Origin of the sequence: Nonomuraea monospora (assembly GCF_039531895.1) — a bacterium.
Taxonomy (GTDB): Bacteria; Actinomycetota; Actinomycetes; order Streptosporangiales; family Streptosporangiaceae; genus Nonomuraea; species Nonomuraea monospora.
Genome location: NZ_BAAAQX010000004.1, coordinates 179,151 through 203,165, shown reverse-complemented (window position 1 = coordinate 203,165; position 24,015 = coordinate 179,151). Strand labels below are relative to the sequence as shown.

Annotated in this window: 18 protein-coding genes; 13 read left to right on the top strand and 5 right to left on the bottom strand. The window is 71.7% G+C overall.

Going from position 1 to position 24,015, the window contains the following annotated elements:
• Nucleotides 1-33: 33 nt before the first annotated feature.
• Nucleotides 34-939, bottom strand: coding sequence for a hypothetical protein (locus ABD331_RS09945; RefSeq protein WP_344472887.1), 906 nt, complete (start codon nucleotides 937-939; stop codon nucleotides 34-36).
• Between the two features lie 234 nt (nucleotides 940-1,173).
• On the opposite strand from ABD331_RS09945, the gene ABD331_RS09940 reads away from it, so the two are divergent.
• From ABD331_RS09940 to ABD331_RS09930, 3 genes are all read left to right on the top strand, one after another.
• Nucleotides 1,174-4,476, top strand: coding sequence for a glycosyl hydrolase family 95 catalytic domain-containing protein (locus tag ABD331_RS09940; RefSeq protein ID WP_344472886.1), 3,303 nt, complete (start codon nucleotides 1,174-1,176; stop codon nucleotides 4,474-4,476).
• A 170-nt stretch (nucleotides 4,477-4,646) separates the two neighbouring features.
• The gene (locus ABD331_RS09935) at nucleotides 4,647-5,279 is read left to right on the top strand and encodes an acyl-homoserine-lactone synthase (protein ID WP_344472885.1); all 633 of its coding nucleotides are present in this window, start codon (nucleotides 4,647-4,649) and stop codon (nucleotides 5,277-5,279) included.
• Nucleotides 5,280-5,426: 147 nt separating this feature from the next.
• On the top strand, nucleotides 5,427-7,220 hold the full coding sequence (locus ABD331_RS09930) for an ABC transporter ATP-binding protein (protein WP_344472883.1): 1,794 nt from the start codon (nucleotides 5,427-5,429) through the stop codon (nucleotides 7,218-7,220).
• A 20-nt stretch (nucleotides 7,221-7,240) separates the two neighbouring features.
• Here ABD331_RS09930 and ABD331_RS09925 read toward each other — a convergent pair whose 3' ends face one another.
• Nucleotides 7,241-7,663 (bottom strand): hypothetical protein, encoded by a 423-nt coding sequence (locus ABD331_RS09925; RefSeq protein ID WP_344472881.1) that lies wholly within the window; start codon nucleotides 7,661-7,663, stop codon nucleotides 7,241-7,243.
• A gap of 171 nt (nucleotides 7,664-7,834) precedes the next feature.
• On the opposite strand from ABD331_RS09925, the gene sigJ reads away from it, so the two are divergent.
• Complete coding sequence (gene sigJ / locus ABD331_RS09920) at nucleotides 7,835-8,728, top strand: RNA polymerase sigma factor SigJ (protein ID WP_344472879.1); 894 nt, start codon at nucleotides 7,835-7,837, stop codon at nucleotides 8,726-8,728.
• A 39-nt stretch (nucleotides 8,729-8,767) separates the two neighbouring features.
• On the opposite strand, the gene ABD331_RS09915 is transcribed toward sigJ, so the two are convergent.
• The gene (locus tag ABD331_RS09915; RefSeq protein WP_344472877.1) at nucleotides 8,768-10,039 is read right to left on the bottom strand and encodes a pectate lyase; all 1,272 of its coding nucleotides are present in this window, start codon (nucleotides 10,037-10,039) and stop codon (nucleotides 8,768-8,770) included.
• A 257-nt stretch (nucleotides 10,040-10,296) separates the two neighbouring features.
• Between ABD331_RS09915 and ABD331_RS09910 the strand changes: the two genes are divergently transcribed.
• From ABD331_RS09910 to ABD331_RS09870, 9 genes are all read left to right on the top strand, one after another.
• A complete protein-coding gene (locus ABD331_RS09910; protein WP_344472875.1) occupies nucleotides 10,297-11,073 on the top strand; it encodes a type III secretion system chaperone family protein in 777 nt (258 codons plus the stop codon).
• A gap of 242 nt (nucleotides 11,074-11,315) precedes the next feature.
• Entirely contained in the window at nucleotides 11,316-11,657 is a 342-nt protein-coding gene (locus ABD331_RS09905; RefSeq protein ID WP_344472873.1) for a histone-like nucleoid-structuring protein Lsr2, read from the top strand.
• A gap of 114 nt (nucleotides 11,658-11,771) precedes the next feature.
• Nucleotides 11,772-12,992 (top strand): cytochrome P450, encoded by a 1,221-nt coding sequence (locus ABD331_RS09900; protein WP_344472871.1) that lies wholly within the window; start codon nucleotides 11,772-11,774, stop codon nucleotides 12,990-12,992.
• Between the two features lie 102 nt (nucleotides 12,993-13,094).
• The gene (locus tag ABD331_RS09895) at nucleotides 13,095-16,748 is read left to right on the top strand and encodes a nitrate reductase subunit alpha (RefSeq protein ID WP_344473401.1); all 3,654 of its coding nucleotides are present in this window, start codon (nucleotides 13,095-13,097) and stop codon (nucleotides 16,746-16,748) included.
• Nucleotides 16,748-18,301 carry a nitrate reductase subunit beta gene (gene narH, locus ABD331_RS09890; RefSeq protein WP_344472869.1) on the top strand — a complete coding sequence of 518 codons (1,554 nt, stop codon included), beginning with the start codon at nucleotides 16,748-16,750 and terminating at the stop codon, nucleotides 18,299-18,301. Before ABD331_RS09895 ends, narH begins: the two co-directional genes overlap by 1 nt.
• 34 nt (nucleotides 18,302-18,335) lie before the next feature.
• Nucleotides 18,336-19,070, top strand: coding sequence for a nitrate reductase molybdenum cofactor assembly chaperone (narJ, locus tag ABD331_RS09885; RefSeq protein ID WP_344472867.1), 735 nt, complete (start codon nucleotides 18,336-18,338; stop codon nucleotides 19,068-19,070).
• Nucleotides 19,067-19,759, top strand: a complete 693-nt coding sequence (narI, locus tag ABD331_RS09880) for a respiratory nitrate reductase subunit gamma (protein ID WP_344472865.1) — start codon at nucleotides 19,067-19,069, stop codon at nucleotides 19,757-19,759. The genes narJ and narI overlap by 4 nt, the downstream gene beginning before the upstream one ends.
• Before the next feature lie 58 nt (nucleotides 19,760-19,817).
• A complete protein-coding gene (locus ABD331_RS09875; protein WP_344472863.1) occupies nucleotides 19,818-20,171 on the top strand; it encodes a hypothetical protein in 354 nt (117 codons plus the stop codon).
• Nucleotides 20,168-21,382 (top strand): MFS transporter, encoded by a 1,215-nt coding sequence (locus ABD331_RS09870; protein WP_344472861.1) that lies wholly within the window; start codon nucleotides 20,168-20,170, stop codon nucleotides 21,380-21,382. Before ABD331_RS09875 ends, ABD331_RS09870 begins: the two co-directional genes overlap by 4 nt.
• Nucleotides 21,383-21,481: 99 nt before the next feature.
• On the opposite strand, the gene ABD331_RS09865 is transcribed toward ABD331_RS09870, so the two are convergent.
• Both ABD331_RS09865 and ABD331_RS09860 read right to left on the bottom strand, forming a co-directional pair.
• Nucleotides 21,482-23,041 carry a nitronate monooxygenase gene (locus ABD331_RS09865; protein WP_344472858.1) on the bottom strand — a complete coding sequence of 520 codons (1,560 nt, stop codon included), beginning with the start codon at nucleotides 23,039-23,041 and terminating at the stop codon, nucleotides 21,482-21,484.
• Nucleotides 23,034-23,954, bottom strand: coding sequence for a nitroreductase family protein (locus ABD331_RS09860; protein ID WP_344472856.1), 921 nt, complete (start codon nucleotides 23,952-23,954; stop codon nucleotides 23,034-23,036). Before ABD331_RS09860 ends, ABD331_RS09865 begins: the two co-directional genes overlap by 8 nt.
• Nucleotides 23,955-24,015 lie beyond the last annotated feature (61 nt).

Sequence of the window (24,015 nt, the reverse complement as noted above, 5' to 3'; positions counted from 1 at the left end):
CCGGCCGCACGCCGCGTCCCTCCGTGCGTGGTGCTACTGCTGCTCGGCGAGCGACCCGCAGGTGTAGCCCTGCTCGCGCTCGGGGTCGAGCTGGATCGAGCCCAGGTTGGTCGTCTCCATGGGACGCCGGAAGGTCTCGTACTTGTCGCAGTCGTAGAAGATGTACGTCCCGTCACTCTCCCCGAGCAACATCATCCACCGCCCGTCGTACAGCGGCTTGTCGTCCTCGGCGTTCTTGATGATCGTCCACTGGTCCTGGAAGCCGACGTACCCCAGCAGATCGTTGGCCTGCCCGGTCTCCTGCACCTCCAGCGCCCCCTGCACCATGGCCAGGATCAGCAGGAAGCCCAGCCCCACCCCGGTGAGGGCGCCGAGCAGGACCTTGGTGGCGGCGCGTCCGACCGGCTTGCGGCGCAGCAGCCGGAACGGCACGAGGAAGGTCAGCACGCCGAGCCCCACGGCCACGACCACCATGACGGCCAGGTCGAGGTCGCCGAAGAGGGTGAACAGCCCCCAGTACGTGGCGCCGCACCACAGCGCGGCGATCAGGGCGGCGATCCACGGCCGCCGCCGGATGCCCTCGATGAGCCGGCCGAACGCGCCCCGGGTCAGCTTGTCGAGGATCCAGAACAGGCCGACGACCAGCCCGAGGGTGGGGATGAGGATCAGCAGCATCAGGATGAGCGTGCCCATCAACCGGCCCAGCAGGACGGACTGGTCGATGCCCGCCTGCTGGGGGCTGATGCCGAAGACCTGGTACATCGCTTCTACGCCGAGGTAGAGCACCGCGTAGAGCGTCACGCCGATCGGGACGATGACGGAGCCGATGCGTTCGAGCAGGTAGAGGACCCCGCCGTTGGCTTCTTCGCCGGGCGGGGTGTCGCTCTCGGGGAGCGTTTGGGGAGCGGTGCGTTCTGCCGCGACCTGGTCAGTGGACATGGCGTACGAAGATAGGGCATACGTGTCGACGGATCGTTGACGGATGCTCGACGCCCTCGATGATCGGACGGATACGTCCGTGCCGCATGGTTGCTGTACCACCCAGCGTTCCCCACGAAACATCGGATGAGAAGACTTGTTACATCCGGATTTCGGTGCTATCTCCTTGGATCAAGGCTCCTGTGATCGGAGGATTCCGTGCCGCACCCCCCGCGACGACGCTTCAGCAGCGCCTTGATCGTCGTCTTCACTCTCGCCGCGGGCCTGTCCGCCCCGCTCGGCGCGAACGCCGCCACGGCCGAGACACCCGATGACTTATCCCTCTGGTACGACAAGCCCGCCGCCGACTGGGAGACCCAGGCCCTGCCCATCGGCAACGGCCCGCTGGGCGCGATGGTCTTCGGCGGCGTCGCGTCCGAGCAGCTCCAGTTCAACGAGAAGACGTTGTGGACGGGCGGCCCCGGCGTCTCCGGCTACGACTTCGGCAACTGGAAGACGCCCCGCCCGGGGGCGATCGACGAGGTCCAGGCGCAGATCGACCGCGACGGCAGGATGACGCCGGACGCCGTGGCCGCCAAGCTGGGCCAGCCCAAGACGGGCTTCGGCGCGTACCAGACGTTCGGCGACCTGTTCCTCGACTTCGGCCCTGAGGCCTCTGCCGCCCCCACCGGCTACCGGCGCGAGCTGAGCCTGCGCGAGGCCGTCGCCCGCGTCGGCTACACCGCCGACGGGGTGCGTTACTCGCGCGAGTACTTCGCCAGCAACCCCGGCAACGTGATCGTCGGCAGGATCTCCGCCGACCAGGGCGGCAAGGTGTCGTTCACGCTGCGGCACACCTCGCCGCGCGACGACAAGACCGTCACCGCCGCGAACGGCCGGCTCACGATCCGCGGGCAGCTCCGCGACAACAAGATGAACTTCGAGGCCCAGGTGCAGGTGATCACCGAGGGCGGCACCCGTACCGACGCAGGAGACAAGATCACCGTCACCGGCGCGGACAGCGCCGTGTTCGTGCTGTCGGCCGGCACCGACTACGCCGACGCCTACCCCGCCTACCGGGGCGAGGACCCGCACGCCAAGGTCACCGCCGCCGTGGACACCGCCGCCGCCCAGGGCTACGACCAGCTCAGGCGCGCGCACGTGGCCGACTACCGCGAGCTGTTCGACCGGGTGAGGCTGGACCTCGGCGGCTCGCCGCCGCAGATCCCCACCGACCAGCTCCGCAGGAGCTACACCGGCGGCGACTCCGCCGCCGACCGGGCGCTGGAGTCGCTGTTCTTCGCCTACGGCCGCTACCTGCTCATCGCCTCCTCCCGCGAGAACGACCTGCTCCCGGCCAACCTGCAAGGCGTGTGGAACAACGTCACCAACCCGCCCTGGTCGGCCGACTACCACGTCAACATCAACCTGCAGATGAACTACTGGCTCGCCGAGCAGACCAACCTGCACGAGACCACCACGCCCTACGACCGCTACATCACCTCGCTGGTCGCGCCCGGCCGCAAGACCGCGCAGGAGATGTACGGGGCGCGCGGCTGGGTGGTCAACAACGAGACCAACCCGTTCGGCTTCACCGGCGTGCACAACTACGCCAGCTCCTTCTGGTTCCCCGAGGCCGCCGCCTGGACCACCCAGCACCTGTACGACACCTACCGCTTCACGGGCGACCTCGGCTATCTGCGCGAGACCGCGTACCCGGTGATCAAGGGCGCGGCCGAGTTCTGGCTGGACTTCCTGCACACCGACCCGCGCGACGGCAAGCTCGTCGTCTCGCCCAGCTACTCGCCCGAGCACGGTGACTTCTCGGCGGGCGCGTCCATGTCGCAGCAGATCGTCCGCGAGGTGTTCACCCACGCCCTGGCCGCGGCGAAGAAGCTGAACACCGATGAGAGCTTCCAGGACGAGCTGAGCGCGGCCCTGGCCAAACTCGACCCGGGCCTGCGCGTCGGCTCCTGGGGCCAGCTCCAGGAGTGGAAGAGCGACTGGGACGCAAAGACCGACACCCACCGGCACGTCTCCCACCTGTACGCCCTGCACCCCGGCAACCAGATCACGCCCGGCACCCCCGAGGCCGAGGCGGCGAAGGTGTCGCTGACCGCGCGCGGCGACGGCGGCACCGGCTGGTCCAAGGCCTGGAAGATCAACTTCTGGGCGCGGCTGCTGGACGGCGACCACGCCCACAAGATGCTCGCCGAGCAGCTCAAGGCCTCCACGCTGGACAACCTGTGGGACACCCACCCGCCGTTCCAGATCGACGGCAACTTCGGCGCCACCTCCGGCATCGCCGAGATGCTGCTGCAGAGCCAGCACGACGTGGTGCACGTGCTGCCCGCGCTGCCGTCCGCGTGGAAGGACGGCTCGGTGCGCGGCCTGCGCGCCCGCGGCGACGTCACCGTGGACGCCGCCTGGAAGGACGGCGCCCCCGACACGATCACCGTCCGGCCCGGCCGCACCGGGCCGATCAAGGTCAGGTCGTCGTTCATCGCCGGCCGCTACCGCGTCCACGACGAGCAGGGGCACGAGGTCGGCCCGCGCCGCGACGGCGACACGCTGAGCTGGAACGCCCGCGCGGGCAAGACGTACACCATCCAGAACGAGGCCGCCGTCGCCCTGCGGACGCCCGGCACCGCCACGCCGGGCACGCCGTTCGAGGCGAGGCTCACCGTCACCGCCACCCGCCGCAGGCCGGTGCCCGCCTCCGACGTGACGCTCACCGCACCGGACGGCTGGAGCGTCGAACCGGCCACCCGGCACCTGGCGGGCGTGGCGCCCGGCCGGACGCGCACCGCCACCTTCACCGTCACGCCGGGGCCCGCCGACGGGACGCGGCGGGCGGTGCTGTCCGCCTCGGTCACCGGCGACTCGTGGAAGGGCGCGGCCACCGCCGTGCTCGCCCTGGAGCCGTGCGCGCCCGCGCCGTCCGGCTCCGTCCTGGTCGCCTGGGACCCCAAGGAGGGCGGCACGGTCGCCGACAGCTCGGGCAACGGCCGTCACGCCACCGTCGCGGGAGGCCCCGCCGCCTACGACGACACCGCCCCGACGGGCAGCGGGCTGACGCTCGACGGCAACACGTACCTGACCACCGCGAACACCGCGCTCGGCGTGGTGCGGGAGGCCACGTTCGCCGCCGAGGTCAAGATCGTGGGCAGCGGGTACCGGCGGCTGTTCGACTCCCAGCCGTCCGGCGACCCCGGCACCGACGGCGTGCTCATCGACGTCACCCCGGCCGGCAAGGTGCGCTTCATCGGCGCGGGCGCGAACGTCACCCTGGACGCCACCCTGCCCGCCGGCCGCTGGATCGACCTCGTGGTCACCCTCGACCGCACCGGCGGGCTGGCCCTCTACGTGGACGGCGCGCGCCTGGCGACCGGGCAGGTCACCGCCGACGGCATCACCGGCTGCACCGCCCGGCCGCTGCGCTTCGGCGCCGACCAGGGCGGCGGCCAGCGGCTGACCGGCGGCGTGGACCGCGCCGCCGTCCTGGCCAGGACGCTGACCGCCGAAGAGGTGAAGACCTGGAAGGAGCTGGCCTTCTGACCCCGTGAACCCGCCGGGCGGAGCACCCCCTCCGCCCGGCACGCCGGTCGCGCGCACGACGGTCACGCCGGTCGTCGCGATCAACCGCCCCGGCCGTAGTCCAGGGGCGTTCGTCGCGCGAACAAGAGCTGATCGGCCAGGGGGCCGGCAGGGGTTTCGCGGGGGTGCGCTTGAACGAGGCGACGGGGAAGAAGTGCACGCGGGCGGTCGCGGTCGGCCGCGCGGCCGAGCTGCCGGAATGGCTGCTCGACGGCATGTTCCGGCTCCGCCACGAGGTGTTCTACGAGCGCCTGCGCTGGGACGTGGCCAGCCTGCACGGGAGGGAACGCGACTTCTACGACGACTGCCAGCCGGTCTACGTGATCGCCTACGAGGACGGCTGCCGGCAGGTGACGGGGTGCTGCCGGCTGCTGCCGACCCACGGCCCGTACATGCTGCGCGACGTCTTCTCCGCGGCGTTGCGCGGCGGCCAGGCCCCGCGCGACCCGGCCGTCTGGGAGCTCAGCCGGCTGGCCACCCGCCCAGGCCGGTCCCGCGCGCTGGCGGCCGGGTTCGGGTCGCTGGCCAGGGCGCTGCTCTGGGAGGCGTTCCGCTGGGTGGACCGGCACGGCGACACGATCGTCGCGGTGTCGAGCGTGGCGGTGGAGCGCAGCGTGCACGCCATGGGCGTGCCCACCACCCGGCTGGGCGACGGCCGGGCGACGCGGGTCGGCAAGGTGCTGTGCTCCGCCTACACCACCACGACCAGGGACTTCCTGGAGAACGCGCCCCCTCCGGCCGAGGAGGATGACCGCTGTCCCTGACCGGGCGGGAAAAAATCAGTCGCTCCTCGCGTACGGACTGCGGCAGCATGACGACGGCGGGTGTCTGGCGTTCGGGGAGGGCGGATGACTGTGCTCGGAACACGACAAGGCTCCGGAGACACTCCGTCCCCGCGCAAAGCCGCGATCATGCTGGTCCTGCGCCACTACTCCGGCGAGCTGAAGCGCCAGTGGCGGGTCGCCGCGCCCGCGCTGACGCTGCCGGCGCTGGGCAACGTCTGCCTGTTCTACCTGGCGCCGCTCGCGGTGGCCGGGCTCGTCGGGCACCTGGCGGGCGGCGGTGACGGCGAGGTCGGCGTGCTGCTGCCGTACGTGCTCGCCTTCGGCGGCCTGCTGCTGGCGGGCGAGGTGTTCTGGCGGGTGGGGCTGCACTTCCTCAACCGCACGGACGCGCGCGGCATCGAGCGGCTCGGCGTGGTCGGCATGGACGAGCTGCTCGTCAAGGACGCCGCGTTCTTCCACGACAACTTCGCCGGGTCGCTGACCAAGCGGGTGCTGGGCTTCTCCAGCAGGTTCGAGGACTTCGTCGACACGATGACGTTCTCCATCATGGCGAAGCTGGTGCCGCTCACGTTCGCCTCAGTGGTGCTGTGGCGCTACGACCCGCTGCTGGTCATCGTGCTGCTGGGGCTGATCGTGGTCACCGGCTTCCTGGTCGCGCCGCTCATCCGCCGCCGCCAGGCGCTGGTGGACGAGCGGGAGGCGGCCAAGGTGCTGGTGTCGGGCCACGTGGCGGACGTGCTGTCGAACATGGACACGGTACGCGCGTTCGCCGCCGAGGACCGGGAGGCGACCGAGCACCGCGCCAGGATCGCCGAGCAGGCGAGGCTGTCGCTGCGCTCGTGGGACTACGGCAACCTGCGCGTCGACACCGTCGTCGCGCCGATGTCGGTCCTGACCAGCGCCGTCGGCCTGCTCCTGGCCGTGGCGCTGCGCGGCGGGCTGGGCGTGGAGGCCATCGTGGTGACCTTCACCTACTACACGAACACGATCAGCATCATGTTCGAGTTCAACCAGATCTACCGGCGGCTGGAGAGCGTGCTCACGGAGGCCGCGCAGTTCACCGAGCTGCTGCTCGACCCGCCGACCGTGGTGGACCCGCCCGACCCGCTGCCGCTGCGGCCCGCCGACGCGAGCGTGCGCTTCGACCGGGTGCGGTTCGCCTACGGCGACGGCCCGCCCCTGTTCGACCGGCTCGACCTCGACATCCGCAGCGGCACCAGGATCGGGCTGGTCGGCCAGTCGGGCGGCGGCAAGAGCACGCTCACCCGGCTGCTGCTGCGGCTCATGGACATCGACGGCGGCCGCATCCTCATCGGCGGCCAGGACATCGCCCGCCTGCGCCAGGCCGACCTGCGCAGTCTCATCGCGTACGTGCCGCAGGAGCCGGCGATGTTCCACCGGTCGATCCGCGACAACATCGCCTTCGCCCGGCCGGGCGCCACCGACGCCGAGATCCTCCAGGCGGCGCGGGCGGCGCACGTCACGGAGTTCGCCGAGTCGCTGCCGAACGGCTTCGGCACGCTGGTGGGGGAGCGCGGCGTCAAGCTGTCCGGCGGGCAGCGGCAGCGCATCGCGCTGGCCCGCGCCATCCTGCGCGACGCCCCGATCCTGCTGCTGGACGAGGCCACCAGCGCCCTCGACTCCGAGAGCGAGATCCTCGTCCAGGAGGCGTTGTGGCGGCTGATGCAGGGGCGCACCGCGCTGGTGGTGGCCCACCGGCTGAGCACGGTCGTCCGGATGGACCGGCTGATCGTGCTCAACAAGGGGCGCGTCGTCGAGCAGGGCACCCACAGCGAGCTGCTCCAGGCGCAGGGCCCGTACGCCCGGCTCTGGCGGCACCAGTCGGGCGGGTTCCTGATCGACGACGACGATGACGCGTCGGAGGACGGGCAGGAGCTGGCGGGCGCTCGCGACCGCTGAGCAGGGGGCAAACGGAGGTCTCAGTGGGGCACCACCGTCCGCAGCTCGCTGAACAGCCGCAACGTCACCCGGCGCGGGCGCAGCAGCGGGACGCCCGGCAGGCGCAGCCCCCAGGAGGAGAACGCCGTCTCCAGGACGATCTTCTCGTAGGGCCGCTCGCCCGGGATCTCCCGGCACAGCACGGACACGGCCCTGCACACCTCCTGCTGCCCGTACCGCAGCCAGGCCCGGCCCTCGCGATCCAGGTCGGCGGCCTCCCACCACAGGTCGCGCGGCTCGCCCCGGCCGGAGCGCAGCGGCAGCCGCAGCGCGAAGCCCGCCAGCTCGCCGCCGGGGCGAAGGTAGAAGGCGCCGTCGAGTTCGGGAAACGTGTAAAGGGGCTCGTCGGACGCGCCCGCCGAGAGCGTCGCCTCGGTGGCGTCCATGGCGATCCGCCAGGCCATGATTCACCTCGCTGTCACTCAGGTACCTCTAAGACGTCCTGGCGGTCGCGTTTGTGACACTTGCAGGGGGTTCCTATGATGCGGATCACATCTTCGTCGTCCGCGTCACAGTCGGCGACCCCGGAGCCCTCTTAATCGCGAGACCGACAGGACCGGCACCGGGGAGCGGGGATGGAACGGACGCAAGAGCGGGAGAGCAGGGCCTCCGAGGTGTTCGCCGGCCATCGGGAGCTGCTGTTCTCCATCGTCTACAACATGATCGGCACGGTCGGCGACACCGAGGACGTGCTCCAGGAGACCTGGCTGGCCTGGTCGGCCAAGGACCTGGACGAGATCGAGCACCACCGCGCCTACCTGGTGCGCATCGCGGTCAACCAGGCGCTCGCCCACCAGAGCGCGCTGCGCAGGCGCAAGGAGACCTACCTGGGCCCGTGGCTGCCCGAGCCGCTGGCCACCGACGCGGCCGAGCCGTCCGTGCGGGCGGAGTCGGTGTCGATCGCGATGCTGGTGGTGCTGGAGACGCTCACCCCGCTGGAGCGGGCGGTGTTCGTGCTGCACGAGGTGTTCGCCTACCGGCACACCGAGATCGCCACGATGCTCGACCGCAGCCCGGCCGCCGTCCGGCAGATCGCGCACCGGGCCCGCGAGCACGTGCAGGCGCGGCGGCCGAGGGCGCGCATCGACCGGCGCACGCACCAGGCGGTCACCGAGCGGTTCGTCGAGGCCGCGTTCGGCGGCGACCTGGGCGCGCTGATGGAGATGCTCGCGCCCGACGTCACGCTCTGGCCCGACGGCGGCGGCAAGTCGCCGGTGGGCGGGCCGCGCCCGATCCGCGGCCGGGACAAGGTGGCCAGGACGATCGTCGCGGGCACCCGCCACAACGAGGACGTGGAGCTGCGCTACCGGCAGGTCAACGGCGAGCCGTCCGTCGTGCTGTTCGCCGAGGACGGGCCGCTCGCCGTGATGGTGCTGGACCTGGCGGCCGACGGGGAGCACGTGCGCGACGTCTACGTCGTCAGCAACCCCGACAAGCTCGCCACCATCCCGGACGACCGCTCGGAGTGAGAAGGGAGCCCCCGGTGGCAGGCCGGGGGCTCCAGGGTTCTATCGCCAGGTGATGTCGGAGGAGGAGTAGAGGCAGTTCACCCCGTCGGCGCCCTCACCGATCTTGGTGGGCTCGCTGCCCTTCGGCACGCCCTTGTACTTCTCGCAGATCACCGCGCTGCCGTACACCGTGATCCGGCTGAAGCGCGCGGTGTCGCCCCAGTTGGTGTTGATGCCGGCCAGCACCTTGGTGGAGCGGGCGGTCACGCCGTCCATCACCACGTTGCGCTTGTAGGAGGAGGAGCAGTTGCCGCAGGCCCGGTAGAGCTTGCCGGAGCTGTGCACCTGGAAGTTCTTGATGGTCACCGTGCCCGCGCCGTTGTGCTGGAAGACCTTGTCGGAGCCGGACTTGGCGCCGCCGCCGTCCACCAGGTAGGTCGCGGAGGAGCTGGAGCTGAGGAACGTGGCCGCGTCCTCGCCGACGTCGTTCCACCACACGTTGCGGATGGTGCACGAGCCGAGGCAGTGGATGCCGTCGCCGGCCGGGGCGTCGATGATGACGTTCTGGATCGTGCCGCCGTTGGCGACCTCGAACATCGGGTCCTGGCTCTCGCTCTGGCCGCCGTCGCCGATGCCGTAGTAGCTCTTCATGCCACCGTCGAAGTTGGTGACCTGCTGGGTGTCGGCGAGCTTGACGCTGCCGGTGGCGCTCGGCCAGGCGCCGCTGCCGTCCCCGCCGCCGCTGGTCGGGGTGACGGTCGGCGTCGGCGTCGGCGTGGTGGTCGGGTCGGGGCCGGAGCCGCCGGCGGGCTGCAGCGTCCACTGCTTGGTGGCGACCGAGTCGCAGGAGTTCTGCTGCAGGACGGCGCCCGCCGTCGTTGAGTTGTCCTTGACGTTGAGGCACTTGCCGCCGTTGCCGTTGACCACCCGGTAGGCCGACCCGGACGCGGTGAGCTGCCAGGTCTGCGAGCTGCCCCCGGTGCAGCCCTCCTGCTGGACGGCCTTGCCCGCGCTCGTGGAGGCGTCGCGCACGCCGGCGCACTTGCCGCTGTGCTGCGCCTTGATCGTGTAGTTGCTTCCCGAGGCGGTGAGCGTGAAGACCTGCCCCGCGCCGCCCGAGCAGGCGCTCTGCACGAGCTGCACGCCGTCGCCTGTGCTCTGGTTCGGTACGGCGGCGCACAGTCCGCTGCCCGCGTTGACGAGCGTGTAGTTGCCGTTGGACGGGGCGGCCGAGGCGGGGCTGTTGAGCGCGACCACCAGTCCTCCGGTCGCGAGGAGGCCGGTGGCCAGCACAACCGCCAGCCTTCTGCCGATACGTTCGTTTTCGCGCACGCCGAACTCCGTTTCGAGACAAGGAATGGGTAAGCGCTTTCCCGAAGTGAGGGCGAGTCAACCACAGCCGGATCGCGATCGTGAAGCGCTTCCTGCAACCGGTTGCACATCTGGCCTGCACCGCTGCGGCACTCCACGACTCCGCCCAGGTCGGTGGCCGGAAGGCCGGTGGCCGCGGGGATGAAAGTTTCATGGGCGGGCCCGGCGGCGGCGCACCAGAATGGAGTCAGGACCGGGGCCGACGTGAGGCGGTGGCGATGAGGTTGCTGCGGCGGATCAAGACCGACGTGCGGGCGCGCCAGAACATCGAGACCTACACGATGGCCTTCATCCTGCTCCTCTTCGCCGTCGTCTCGGTGATCAGCGACGTCGTGTCCGAGGAGGTCAAGTGGGCGGCCGTGCTGGCCGGCATCGGCGTGCTGCTCTACCGCGCCACCCTGCCCGAGCAGCCGCGCGGCGGCAGGGACGTGCTCGGCGACCGCGCCGACTTCGACGAGACCCCCGTGCCCAGGCTCTTCGACGGGGTCCGCGACGTGCGCATCTTCGCGCCCTCCGCCGCCAACCTGCTCTCCCCGTACGTGTGCGAGACCCTGCGCACCAGCGTGCTGCAGCACCAGGACGCCCGGGTGCGCGTCGTGGTGCTCGACCCCGACCGGCAGGACGCCGTCGGGATCGCCCGCAGGCAGCTCGACGAGTCGGACGACCACCAGATCCAGAGCCTGCCCGTCGCGCTCGGCGCGGTCCTGGAACGGCTCGGCCGAATGGCCGGCTGGAAGACGCCGGGAAAGGTGGAGTACCGGCTGTTCCCCTACAACCCCGGTTTCAGCCTCGTCCTCACCGATCCCGAGGCCTGGCAGGGCCGCGCCATCGTCGAATTGCACGGGGCGGGCCGGTCGACTTTCGCGCGTATGCACGTCGACCTCACCCGCGAGCGCCACGAGCGCTGGTACGCCTATTGGGTCGAGCAGTTCGACTATCTCTGGGAAACGGCGCGGCAGGTAGAGCCCACGGCGCGCGTCCCGGAAGACTCCTGACGCGGGCCGGGCCCTTGCCGGAAAGCCCTATGCAGCAAGGGAATCTTTGAATTCGACTTCAATGCGGGGCCGCGGATGGTCTCGGACGAGCATCTGTCTCCTTCCATCATGCGCAAGTCACGTCCAGGTGCGGGGCGGGTTCGCTAAAGTCGTTTGCGCAGGTATCAGCCCCCTCGGTGATGCACGATGTGCTGAAGCGGGCTACAGTACCTGCAGCCCGTGACGTTAATTGGAGCACCCTTATGGCGAAGCGTATTGTTGAGTCCTTTATCGATGACATCGACGGCAGTGAGGCCGAGGGCACGACAAGGTTCGCGCTCGACGGAGTGACCTACGAGATCGATCTGTCGGGCACGAACAGGGAGAAGCTGGAGAAGGCTCTGGCGCCCTATATCACCAAGGCCCGCGCTGTCCGCGCCGACCGCGTGCTGCGCGGCCGTCGCCCCGGCGCGCTGTCCTCGCGCGCCGTCAGCCGTGAGAAGGCCACCGAGATCAGGCGCTGGGCCAAGGCTCAGGGCCTGCCGGTAAGCGAGCGGGGCCGTATCGCCTCCACCGTCGTGGAGCAGTACGAAGCCGCTCACTAGAGGTTCCGGGTGGTGGGCGGCGAATCCGTTCTCATCGAGTCAGGACGATTGTCAGCAATTGATGATCTTTCTATATTCGAAGAGGCCGGACTCCCCAGTCGGAGGACAATGGTGATGGCTGACGCGATCCCCGATTTCCCGTTCGACCGCCCCACCGCTCTGGAACCGCCGCCGCAGCTCGCCGAGCTGCGCGAGAGCTGCCCGGTGGCGCACGTACGGCTGCCGAGCGGCGACGTGGCCGCCATGGTGACGAGGTACGACGACGCCCGTGCCGTCATGGCCGACCCGCGCTTCAGCCGCGACCTGGCCAGACAGGGCGCCGCCAGGCTGGCCACCACCGAGGACGGCGGGCTCTTCAACCGCCGCAGGGCCAGCGCCACCGAGATCCGCGAGGGCCGGGGGCACCTGCGCTGGCGGCGGCTGCTCAGCGGCTGGTTCACGCTGCGCAGGATGGACCTGTGGCGGCCCAGGGTCCAGGCGATGACCGACGACCTGCTCGACGCCATGCTCGCCAAAGGCTCCCCGGGGAACCTGTCGGCCGGCCTGGCGCTGCCGCTGCCCGTACGCGTCATCTGCGCGCTGGTCGGCGCGCCGGCCGAGGACCAGGACAGGCTCGCGCACTGGTCGCGCGTCATGCTGACGCTGACCCGCTACACCCAGGCCGAGGTCGACCAGGCCTACCGCGAGTTCAACGGCTACGTCTCCGACCTGATCGACCGCAACCGCGCCGACCCGGGCGACGACCTGCTCAGCGAGCTGACCCAGATCACCGACGCCGAGGACGGCCGGCTCAGCCGCCAGGAACTCATCGCCACCGTGCGGGCGCTGCTGCTGGCGGGGCACGAGACGACGTCCAACATGATCGCCATCATGGCGGCCATGCTGCTGGCCGACAGGAGCCGCTACGAGGACGTCGTGGACGACCCCGACCTGGTCCCCGGCACCGTCGAGGAGGTGCTGCGCCTGGACAGCACGCTGTCGGTGCTCGGCGGGGTGCCCAGGTTCGCCACCGAGGACGTCGAGCTGAGCGAGTCCATGGTGCCGGCGGGCAGCACGGTGATCCCGCACATCCCGGCGGCCAACCGCGACAGGGCCAAGTTCGCCGACCCCGACAGGTTCGACCCGCGCCGCGAGAACAGCGCGCAGCACCTGACGTTCGGCGCGGGCCCGCACTACTGCCTCGGGCAGCCGCTGGCCCGGCTGGAGCTGCAGGTGGTGCTCGGCACGCTGACCAGCCGCCTGCCCGGCCTAAGGCTTCGCGACCATCCCGACGACCTGCGCCTGCGCACCGGCATGATCTCGGGCGGCCTCCAGGACCTCTGGGTCACCTGGTAGCCCATGGTCCATCGGACCTCTCACTAGGGACTTTGGTCCCTGCCCCGGGCCGGGGATCGGTCTCAGACTGACGTCGTGAGTGATATCGACGCGATCCCCGGCATGGGGCCGTTGCTTGCTGCCAGGAAGTTCTTCACCAAGGCGGAGGTGTCCGCCGACGGCCGTACCCTGCACCAGATCGACCCGGGCGCGTGGGACCGGTTCTACCGTGACCGGTGGGCGCACGACAAGGTGGTGCGCTCGACCCACGGGGTGAACTGCACGGGCTCGTGCTCGTGGCAGGTCTTCGTCAAGGACGGCCTGATCACCTGGGAGCACCAGGCGACCGACTACCCGTCGGTGGGCCCGGGATCGCCCGAGTACGAGCCGCGCGGCTGCCCCCGTGGCGCGTCGTTCTCCTGGTACACCTACTCGCCGTCCCGCGTGCGTTACCCGTACGTGCGCGGGGTGCTGCTGGAGATGTGGCGGGAGGCCCGCGAGCGGCTGGGCGACCCCGTGCTGGCGTGGGCGGAGCTGACCGGCGACCCGGAGCGGGCGCGGGCCTACAAGCGGGCGCGCGGCAAGGGCGGGTTCGTGCGGTCGAGCTGGGACGAGGTCCAGGAGCTGATGGCCGCCGCGCACGTGCACACGATCAAGCGGTACGGGCCCGACCGGGTCGTGGGGTTCTCGCCGATCCCCGCCATGTCGATGGCCTCGTTCGCGGCCGGCACCCGGTTCCTGTCGATGATCGGCGGCACGCTGCTGTCCTTCTACGACTGGTACGCCGACCTGCCGATCGCTTCGCCGCAGGTGTGGGGCGACCAGACGGACGTGCCGGAGGCCGCCGACTGGTGGAACTCCCGCTACCTGATCATGTGGGGCTCCAACATCCCTGTCACCAGGACGCCGGACGCGCACTTCATGACCGAGGCCCGCTACCAGGGCACCAAGGTGGTCGCGGTCAGCCCCGACTACGCCGACAACGTCAAGTTCGCCGACGACTGGCTGTCGCCGCATCCGGGCACCGACGGCGCGCTGGCCATGGCGATGGGACACGTGGTGCTCTCGGAGTTCTTCCGCGACCGCCAGGTCCCCTACTTCACCGACTACGTCCGGAAATATACGGACCTGCCATTCCTGGTCACGCTGGAGCCGCGCGGCGACGCGTACGTGCCGCGCCGCTTCCTGACCGCCGCCGACCTCGGCTCGCAGAGCGAGAACGCGCAGTTCAAGACCGTCTTCCTGGACCAGCGCAGCGGCGTGCCCGTGGTGCCGAACGGCTCGCTCGGCTTCCGCTGGGGCCAGCAGGGCGAGGGCCGCTGGAACCTCGACCTGGACGGCGCCGAACCCACGCTGACGCTGCTCGGCCTGGACGGTGCGACGCCCGCTCACTCGACGCTCGGCGGGCGCGCGGTCGAGGTGGACCTGCCGCGCTTCGACGAGGGGGAGACCGAGGGCGGCTCAGTGATGCGGCGCGGCGTGCCCGTCACCGAGGTGGGCGGCAGGCTCGTCACCACCGTGTTCGACCTGCTCCTTGCGCAGTACGGGGTGGCGCGCGACGGCCTGCCGGGGGAATGGCCGACGGGGTACGACGACGCGGCGCAGCCGTACACGCCGGCCTGGGCCGAGGAGATCACCTCGGTCCCGGCCGCCACGACCGCCAGGATCGCCCGCGAGTTCGCCCGCAACGCCGAGGTCACCCAGGGCCGCTCGATGATCGCGATGGGCGCCGGCACGAACCACTGGTTCCACTCCGACCAGGTCTACCGCGCGTTCCTGACCCTGACCACGCTGACCGGCTGCCAGGGCGTCAACGGCGGCGGCTGGGCGCACTACGTCGGCCAGGAGAAGGTCCGCCCGATCACCGGCTTCCAGCACCTGGCCTTCGCCTTCGACTGGCAGCGGCCGACCCGGCACATGGCCGGCACCGCGTTCTGGTACCTGGCCACCGACCAGTGGCGCTACGAGAAGATCGGGGCGGACGAGCTGGCCAGCCCGCTGGGCGAGGGCCTGTTCGAGGGGCGGTCGTTCGCCGACTGCAACGCGCAGGCCGCCCGGCTGGGCTGGCTGCCGTCGCACCCGACGTTCGACCGCAACCCGCTCGTGCTCGCCGACGAGGCCGAGGCCAAGGGCGTCCCGGTCGCCGAGCACGTGGTGGACGAGCTGACCGCGGGCCGCCTGCGCTTCGCCGCCGAGGACCCGGGCGACCCGGCCAACTTCCCGCGCGTGCTCACCGTCTGGCGGGCCAACCTGCTCGGCTCGTCCGGCAAGGGCAACGAGTACTTCCTGCGCCACCTGCTCGGCACCGACGCCGAGACCCGCAACGAGGAAGGCGCCCGCCCGGCCGAGGTGACCTGGCGCGAAGAGCCCGCCGAGGGCAAGCTCGACCTGCTCACCACGATCGACTTCCGGATGACCTCGACGGCGCTGTTCGCCGACGTCGTGCTGCCCGCCGCCACCTGGTACGAGAAGCACGACCTGTCCAGCACCGACATGCACCCGTTCGTGCACGCCTTCAACCCGGCCATCGCCCCGCCCTGGCAGACCCGCGCCGACTACGACGTCTTCCTCGGCCTCGCCGACGCCTTCTCCGCGCTGGCGGCCGAGCACCTCGGCAGGCGCACGGACGTGCTGGCCGTGCCGCTCACCCACGACACCCCCGACGAGCTGGCCCAGCCCGGCGGGCGGGTGCTCGACTGGCGGCGCGGCGAGTGCGAGCCGATCCCCGGCAGGACGATGCCGAAGATCGTCACCATCGAGCGCGACTACGCGGCCGTCGCCGAGCGCATGCGCGGCATCGGGCCGCTGTTCGGCAAGCTCGGGCTGACCACCAAGGGCATCACCTACCAGGTCGGGCCCGAGCTGGTGCGCCTGCGCGACAAGAACGGCGTCACTCCCGAGGGCCGCGTCTCGCTGGAGAGCGCCGACCGCATGTGCGAGGCCATCCTGGCGCTGTCCGGCACCACCAACGGCCGCCTGTCCACGCAAGGGTTCGAGACGCTGGAACGGCGCACCGGCACCCGGCTGGCCGACCTGGCCGCCGAGCACGAGGGCAAGCGCATCACGTTCGCCGACACGCAGTCGAGGCCGCAGCCGGTGATCACCTCGCCCGAGTGGTCGGGCTCGGAGACCGGCGGGCGCCGCTACTCCGCGTTCGTGATCAACGTCGAACGCGACAAGCCGTGGCACACGCTCACCGGCCGGCAGCACTTCTTCCTCGACCACGACTGGATCATCGAGCTGGGGGAGCAGCTCCCCGCCTACCGGCCGCCGCTCAACCTGCCGCGCCACTACGGCGAGCAGGGCGACGGGGACGCCGCCGAGGTGACCGTCCGCTACCTGACCCCGCACTCCAAGTGGTCCATCCACTCCGAGTACCAGGACAACGCGTACATGCTGGCGCTGTCGCGCGGCGGGCCCACCATCTGGATGAGCGTCGAGGACGCCACCCGGATCGGGGTGGCCGACAACGACTGGATCGAGGCGTACAACCGCAACGGCGTGGTCGTCGCCAGAGCCGTCGTCTCCCACCGCATGCCGGCCGGGACCGTGTACATGTACCACGCCAAGGACCGCAACGTGAACGTGCCGCTCACCGAGCGGTCGGGCAGGCGCGGCGGCGTGCACAACTCCCTCACCCGCCTGATGCTCAAACCCAGCCACCTCATCGGCGGGTACGCGCAGTTCACCTACGCCTTCAACTACTACGGGCCGACCGGCAACCAGCGCGACGAGATCACCGTGATCCGCCGCCGCGCCCAGGAGGTGACCTACTGATGAGGGTCATGGCACAGGTGGCCATGGTGATGAACCTGGACAAGTGCATCGGCTGCCACACCTGCTCCGTCACCTGCAAGCAGACCTGGACCAACCGGGACGGCGTCGAGTACGTCTGGTTCAACAACGTCGAGACCAAGCCGGGCGTCGGCTACCCCAAGCGCTACGAGGACCAGGAACGCTGGCGCGGCGGCTGGCAGCTCGACCGGCGCGGCCGGCTCAAGCTCCGCTCGGGCGGCCGGATCAAGCGGCTGCTCAACCTGTTCTCCAACCCCGACCTGCCCGACCTGGACGACTACTACGAGCCCGTCACCTACGACTACGACACCCTGCTCAACGCCCCCGCCGGCCCGCACACCCCGGTGATCCGCCCCAAGTCGGCCATCACCGGCGAGGACACGTCCATCACCTGGGGCTCGAACTGGGAGGACGACCTGGGCGGCGCGCCCGAGCACGCCCCCGCCGACCCCAACCTGGCCGCCATGGCGGAGAAGGTGAAGCTGGAGTTCGACAAGACGTTCATGTTCCACCTGCCGCGCATCTGCGAGCACTGCCTCAACCCCGCCTGCGTGGCCGCCTGCCCGTCGGGCGCGATGTACAAGCGGGAGGAGGACGGCATCGTCCTCGTGGACCAGGACCGGTGCCGGGGCTGGCGCATGTGCGTGTCGGCGTGCCCGTACAAGAAGGTGTACGTCAACCACAACACCGGCAAGGCCGAGAAGTGCACCTTCTGCTTCCCGCGCATCGAGGCCGGGCAGCCCACCGTGTGCGCCGAGACCTGCGTCGGCCGGCTGCGCTACATCGGGCTCGTCCTGTACGACGCCGACGCCGTCCTCGGCGCCGCCCGCGTCGAGGATCCGCGCGACCTGCTGGAGGCCCAGCGCCGGGTCTTCCTCGACCCCGACGACCCGGCCGTCATGGAGGCCGCCCGCGCCGCCGGCATCAGCGAGGACTGGATCGTCGCCGCCCGCCGCTCGCCCGTCTACCGGCTGGCCATGCGTTACCGGGTGGCGCTGCCGCTGCATCCCGAGTACCGGACGCTGCCCATGGTCTGGTACATCCCGCCGCTGTCGCCCGTGCTCGACGCCGTCACCGGCGTGGGCGCGGACGCCGACGACCCCGACAACGTCTTCCACGCCATCACCGACCTGCGCATCCCGCTCGACTACCTGGCGAGCCTCTTCGCGGCCGGGGACACCGAGGTGGTGGCCGGGGTGCTGATGAAGCTGTCGGCCATGCGCGCGTACATGCGGGCCAGGACCATCGACGGCAGCCGGCCCACCGAGCTGCTGGAGCCGGTCGGCATGACGGCGACCGACATGGAGGAGATGTACCGGTTGCTGGCCATCGCCAAGTACGAGGAGCGCTACATCGTGCCCGCCGCCCACCGCGAGGACGCCGCCGCCCTCGCCGGGCTGCCGGACGGGTGCAGCCTCGACGGTGACGGCGGGCCCGGCATGGGCGGCGTCCCGCCGACCGGGCTGACCCTGAGACGCTCGGACGGGCGTACCGCGCTGAAGCTCTTCACCGGTGGCACGGGAGGTGCGGCGTGAAAGCACTCACCAGGCCCGCAACGGGAGGTGCGGCGTGAGAGCACTCACCAGGCCCGCACGCGCCGGACGGCGCGCCAGGCCCCCGCAGGACCGGGCCGCGTTCATGCGGCTGGTGTCGCTGCTCCTGCAGTACCCCGACGCCGGCCTGCTCGCCGCCCGCGACGCACTGTGCCGCGCCGCCGCCGCGCTGCCCGCCTCGCCGGGACGCGACCCCCTGATCGCCTTCACCGAGTGGTATCGGGAGTGCGAGGCCATGCCGCTGGCCCGGTCCTACGTCGAGACCTTCGACCTGCGCCGCAAGTCCAGCCTCTACCTCACCTACTACCTGCACGGGGACACCCGGCGGCGCGGGATGGCGCTGCTCACGCTCAAGCAGCGCTACCGGGTGGCCGGGCTCGTGCCGCCCGAGGGGGAGCTGCCCGACTTCCTGCCGGTGGTCTGCGAGTTCGCCGCGCTGGCCGGGGCCGTCACCGGTGAGGCGCCGTTGCGGCAGCACCGGCAGGGGCTGGAGCTGATCCGGTCGGCGCTGCGCTCGGGCGGGTCGGCGTACGCGCTGGTGCTGGACGCGCTCTGCGCCGAACTGCCTGAGCTGTCCGCGGCCGACCGCGCCGCCGTCGCCGACCTCGCTCTGGCGGGGCCGCCCGCCGAGGAGGTCGGCCTCGCCCCGTACGGCCCGCCCCTCTCCCCGTACGGCCCGCCCCTCGATCCGTACGGCCCGCCCCTCGACTCGTACGATCCGCCGCTGGACGGAAGGGAGGTACGGCCGTGAGCGTCGCGCTCTGGGTCGTGATCCCGTACATCGCCCTGACGATCTTCGTCGTGGGCCACGTCTGGCGCTGGCGGGTCGACCAGTTCGGCTGGACCACCCGGACCACCCAGCTGCTGGAGAGCCGCCTGCTGAGGCTCGGCTCGCCGCTGTTCCACCTCGGCGCGTTCGCCGCCATCGCCGGACACGCCCTCGGCCTCCTCGTACCGAAGACCTGGACCGCCGCGATCGGCGTCGACGAGCACCTCTACCACCTCGTGTCGGTGAGCGCAGGCACCGTGGCCGGGCTGATGGTCGTCGCCGGGCTCGGCCTGCTGCTGGCCCGCCGCCTCACCAGCCCCCGTGTCCGGCGCACCACCACGACCGCCGACAAGGTGCTGTTCGCCGTCCTGGGCGTGACTGTGCTGCTCGGCGTGAGCGCGACCATCGGCGAGAACCTGCTCGGCGGCGGCTACGACTACCGAGCCACCATCGCCGGCTGGTTCCGCGGCGTGCTCACCTTCCGCCCCGATCCCGCGCTGATGGCGGACGTGCCACTGGTCTTCCAGCTCCACGCCCTGTCGGCCTGGCTGCTGGCCGCCATCTGGCCGTTCACCCGGCTCGTGCACGTGTGGTCGGCGCCCATCGCCTACCTGTGGCGGCCGTACATCGTCTACCGGCGGCGGGCCGTGCCGACGGGGGCCGGGAAATGAGCGCGGCTCGCAACCTCGGCGCGGCGCTGCTCGCCACCACCGGGTGAGGGCCGCCGGGATGCTGCCCGCCCCGTACGAAGCGCTGTTACGCGCCTACACCGCCGCCCTGGCCCGCTCCCACCTCGCCCCCTCCAGCAGGGCCGTCTACCTGCGCCGGGCCCGCGCCTACCTGGCCTGGATCGCGGCAGCCGTGACGGACGGCCGCCTGCCGGGGGAGCCGCTGGCCGACATGACGGCGGCCGTCCACACCGCCACCGCCTACCACCAGTCGCTGACCGGCCGCCGCCCCACCACCACCACGGCTGTGCTCGCCGCCGTGGAGGACTTCCACACCCGGCTCAGGCTGGGCGGCACCGGCATCCCCCGTGAGCCGGCGCCGCGACTCCACGCAACACCTGTGAGGAAGACATGAAGAACACCTCGCCCACCGGCCACCGCCCGGTGCTGATGCTCGCCCTCGCCACGCTGGGCTTCGCGGTGAACTTCTGGGCCTGGGCGCTGCTCAGCCCGCTCGGCCCCCGCTTGAAGGAGCTGCTCGGCCTGTCGGCCGCGCAGCAGGCGCTGCTGGTGGCCGTGCCGGTGATCGTCGGCTCGATCGGCCGCATCCCCGTGGGCGCGCTCACCGACCGGTTCGGCGGGCGCGTGATGTTCCCCCTGATCTCCGCCGCGACCATCGTGCCCGTGTTGTTCATCGGAGTGGCGGGGCAGACGTCGTTCGCCGCGCTGCTGGCGGGCGGCTTCTTCCTGGGCATCGCCGGTACGGTCTTCGCCGTCGGCGTGCCGTTCGTGAACGCCTGGTTCCCGCCGCGGCGGCGCGGCTTCGCGGTCGGCGTCTTCGGCGCCGGCATGGGCGGCACCGCCATCAGCGCGCTGACCACCGTGAGCCTGGTCAAGGCGGGCGGGGCGGCCACCCCGTTCCTGATCACCGCCGTCGTCCTGGCCTGCTACGCCGCCGTCGCCTGGCTCGTCCTGCGGGACGCGCCCGGCCGCACGGTGGCGACCGAGCCGCTCACCGCGCGCATGTCCGCCGCGCTGCGGCTGCCGATCACCTGGCAGGCCTGCGTGTTGTACGCGGTGGCGTTCGGCGGGTACGTCGCCTTCTCCGTCTACCTGCCCGCCTACCTGCAGACCGGCTACGGCCTCGAACAGGGCGACGCCGCCAACCGGATGGCCGGGTTCGTGGTGTTGGCGGTGCTGCTGCGGCCCATCGGCGGCTGGCTGTCGGACCGCGTCGGCCCGGTGCCCGTGCTGGCGGGGGCGTACGCGACGATCGCTGTGATGGCGGGGGTGCAGGCGCTCACGCCGGGGCTGATGCCGCTCGGCACGATCGCGTTCCTCACCATGGCCGCCGCGCTCGGCGCGGGCAGCGGCGCCACGTTCGCGCTGGTCGCCCAGGTCGCGCCGGGTGACAAGGTGGGGTCCGTCACCGGGTTGGTGGGGGCCGCGGGCGGGCTCGGAGGGTTCGTGCCGCCGCTGCTCATGGGGTTCGTCTATGGGGAGCTGGGGTCGTACGGGCTGGGGCTGGCGCTGCTGTCGGTCACGGCCGTGATCACCCTGGTTCTGACGATGACCGTGATCCGGGCGTCGGTCACCCGCCGCGCCGCCGAGGTCCCCGCCGCCTGACCGGACGTTTTATTGGCCGCCTGACCTGCCGCCTGCCGCTGGTCGTCGGCAACGCGTGATCCCGGTCTGCCCTTTTTTGCGCAGACCGGGATCAGCCGTTCACACGTGGGCGCCCAGCAGGATACGCGCCACCACGTCGGCGGCAGAGTAGTCGTCGGGCAGGCCGTCGAGGAAGCCCAGGTCCTGGCCCAGCGTCAGCAGCGGCGGCTCGGCGTACCCGCCGGGGCGCCGCTGGCCGAGCCCGATCGCCGCCAGCAGGCCGTTGCACAGGCAGCGCCGCCCGTCCGTCTCCTCCGCAGGGCGGCCCTTGCGCACGTACACGTCCACCGGTTCCGCGGCGCAGCGGTAGCCGACCGAGCCGTCGGCCTTCTCGTACGGGGTGCGCAGGTAACCCAGGTCGCACAGGCGGGGCCTGGCCTCGTACACGTCCTGCTCCGACAGCGTCCCCGGCACGGCGGCGACCTTGAAGGGGAAGCCGGTGGGCGAGGCCCGCGGGTCGTTGCGGACGAGGTCGGCCCGCCTGCGCAGCCGGCGGCGCAGCGCGGGGTCGAGCCCCGACTCGCGGCACAGCGCGAACGCCGACCCCACCTGGATGCCGTCAGCGCCCGCCGCCAGCGCCCGTTCCAGCCCCGCGGGCGTGCCGTAGCCGCCGGCCAGCCAGAACGGCAGCCCGAGCGCGGCCATCATGGCGAGATCGGCCTCGTCGCGCGGCCCGTACACCGGCTCGCCCGCCGCGTCCACGACCAGGCGGCCACGCGGGGGCGCGCTGTGGCCGCCCGCCACCGGGGTCTCGATCACGAACCCGTCGGGGCGGGTCAGCGGCTTGCGGGCCAGGTACGCGGCCAGCACGTGCGACGACACGATCGCCAGGAAGCGGGGGCGGGGCAGCGGCGGGAGCCGCCGGCCGAGCAGCGCCACCGGGTCGATCCCAATCATGCGCCCCTCACCACCCGTCGTGCCGCTCGTCGTGCCGCTCGTCGTGCCGCTCGTCGTGCCGCTCGCCGTGCCGCTCGCCGTGCCGCTCGCCGTGCCGCCCGTCGTGCCGCCCGTCGTACCGACGGATGGGCCGCCGGATGGGCCGCTGGATGGGCCGCCCGCTCCTTCGTCCGCCACCGTGACCGAGATGTGCCCCGGACGGTGTTCGGCCAGGGCGTCGAGCAGGCGCGGGATCTCCACCGGAATCCCCGCCCCCATCAGCACGTAATCCACCCCCGCCAGCATCGCCCCGTAGACGGCGGCGGGCGTGGCAAGCTGGATCTTCTCCAGGTAGTTGACCCCGACCGGCCCGGAATGCCCCTCCTTGGCCAGGAACACCTCGGCGAAGTTGGCCACCACGGTCAGCTCGTCCAGATCCCGGCCACCCCGCAGCCCCAGCCGCGGCACCGGCCGATACGGCTTCCCCTCCCTGATCCCGCCGGGCACGAAGTAGCGGCCGAGCACCCGTTCGGCGATCTCAGGCACGGGGAAACCGGCCAGCGCCCGGCGCAGGTGCCCGCCGGGGTCACCGCGTTGCAGCCGCCTGGCCAGGGTGACGTCCAGCGCCGTCCCGGACACGACGCCGAGCTGCCCGGTCGTGGCGACGGCGCGTGCCAGCCGCCACCCCGACACGCCGACCCCCATGCCGCCCTGGATCAGCACAGGGCGGGCGGGCTCAGTCACGACGGCCCTCCGTGACCTCGTTCACGGGCCGCCGCGGCACCTGCCCGTCCGGCGGCCCGTAGCCGAACCTGGCCAGGATCTGCACGTACCCGAACGGCCCTGCCCGGTCGCCGCGGTGCTGCGGGTCGAGCGGCTGGCTGAACAAGGAGGCCGCGACGCCGTGCGCGGACGCGGTGAGCAGCACGCGTTGCAGCGCCTGCCCCGCGCGCAGCCAGTCGCGCGGCCCGTCCTCGCGGGTGAACAGGGCAGCCAGCCGTGGTTCCGCCTCGAAGGTGGCGTCCGGCCGCGGCTCTGTCTCGAAGGCGGCGTCGGGCCGCGCAGTGCCGGGGGCGAAGTCCTGCATGGGCGGCTCACCGCGTACGGGAACGGCCGTGCCCACCAGTTCGAGCACCCGCCGCGCGACCCGGCCCGTCACCGGCACGAGCGTGGCGTGCTCCGCGTGGGCGGCGTGCACCAGCTCGACGAAGACCTCCCTCGGCGGCGGCTCCCCGTCGAACGGGAACCGGTTGGTACGCCGCCGCGGGATCATCTCGAACAGCAGGCGCTCGCCGGGCCGGGGCGGCTCGCCGGGCAGGGCCCGCACGGTGGCCAGCAGGCCGGGGCGTTCGGCCGGGTCGGGCAGGGCCGTAACGCGGGCGTAGTGGCCGGTCATCCGGAGCGCCAGCCTGAGGTTGTACAGCGCGGCCCCGCAACTGATGCCGAGCCCGCGCCCCATCGGGTCCGTGACGATCAGCAACCGGTCGAGGCCCGCGTACAGCTCCATGGTCGCGTCGTCGACGCGGCGCAACCGCCACGGCTGGGTGTGGTGCACGGACGGCGCGGCCACGGCGGCGCTGACCGCCCTGCGCACCCCGGCGCGCGTCGCGAACGGCGGCGGCGCGCCGGGCTCGGTCACGGGGACATCAGCAGACATGCACCCCAGAGTCTCGTGGTCCGCCACGGCTGAGGCAGGGACCAAAGTCCCTCAGAGCAGG

Coding starts and splice junctions, on each gene's coding strand:
- ABD331_RS09945 (WP_344472887.1), bottom strand. CDS start 939: ATGTCCACTGACCAGGTCGCGGCAGAACGCACCGCTCCCCAAACGCTC.
- ABD331_RS09930 (WP_344472883.1), top strand. CDS start 5,427: ATGCTGGTCCTGCGCCACTACTCCGGCGAGCTGAAGCGCCAGTGGCGG.
- ABD331_RS09925 (WP_344472881.1), bottom strand. CDS start 7,663: ATGGCCTGGCGGATCGCCATGGACGCCACCGAGGCGACGCTCTCGGCG.
- sigJ (WP_344472879.1), top strand. CDS start 7,835: ATGGAACGGACGCAAGAGCGGGAGAGCAGGGCCTCCGAGGTGTTCGCC.
- ABD331_RS09910 (WP_344472875.1), top strand. CDS start 10,297: ATGAGGTTGCTGCGGCGGATCAAGACCGACGTGCGGGCGCGCCAGAAC.
- ABD331_RS09905 (WP_344472873.1), top strand. CDS start 11,316: ATGGCGAAGCGTATTGTTGAGTCCTTTATCGATGACATCGACGGCAGT.
- ABD331_RS09900 (WP_344472871.1), top strand. CDS start 11,772: ATGGCTGACGCGATCCCCGATTTCCCGTTCGACCGCCCCACCGCTCTG.
- ABD331_RS09895 (WP_344473401.1), top strand. CDS start 13,095: ATGGGGCCGTTGCTTGCTGCCAGGAAGTTCTTCACCAAGGCGGAGGTG.
- narH (WP_344472869.1), top strand. CDS start 16,748: ATGAGGGTCATGGCACAGGTGGCCATGGTGATGAACCTGGACAAGTGC.
- ABD331_RS09875 (WP_344472863.1), top strand. CDS start 19,818: ATGCTGCCCGCCCCGTACGAAGCGCTGTTACGCGCCTACACCGCCGCC.
- ABD331_RS09870 (WP_344472861.1), top strand. CDS start 20,168: ATGAAGAACACCTCGCCCACCGGCCACCGCCCGGTGCTGATGCTCGCC.
- ABD331_RS09860 (WP_344472856.1), bottom strand. CDS start 23,954: ATGTCTGCTGATGTCCCCGTGACCGAGCCCGGCGCGCCGCCGCCGTTC.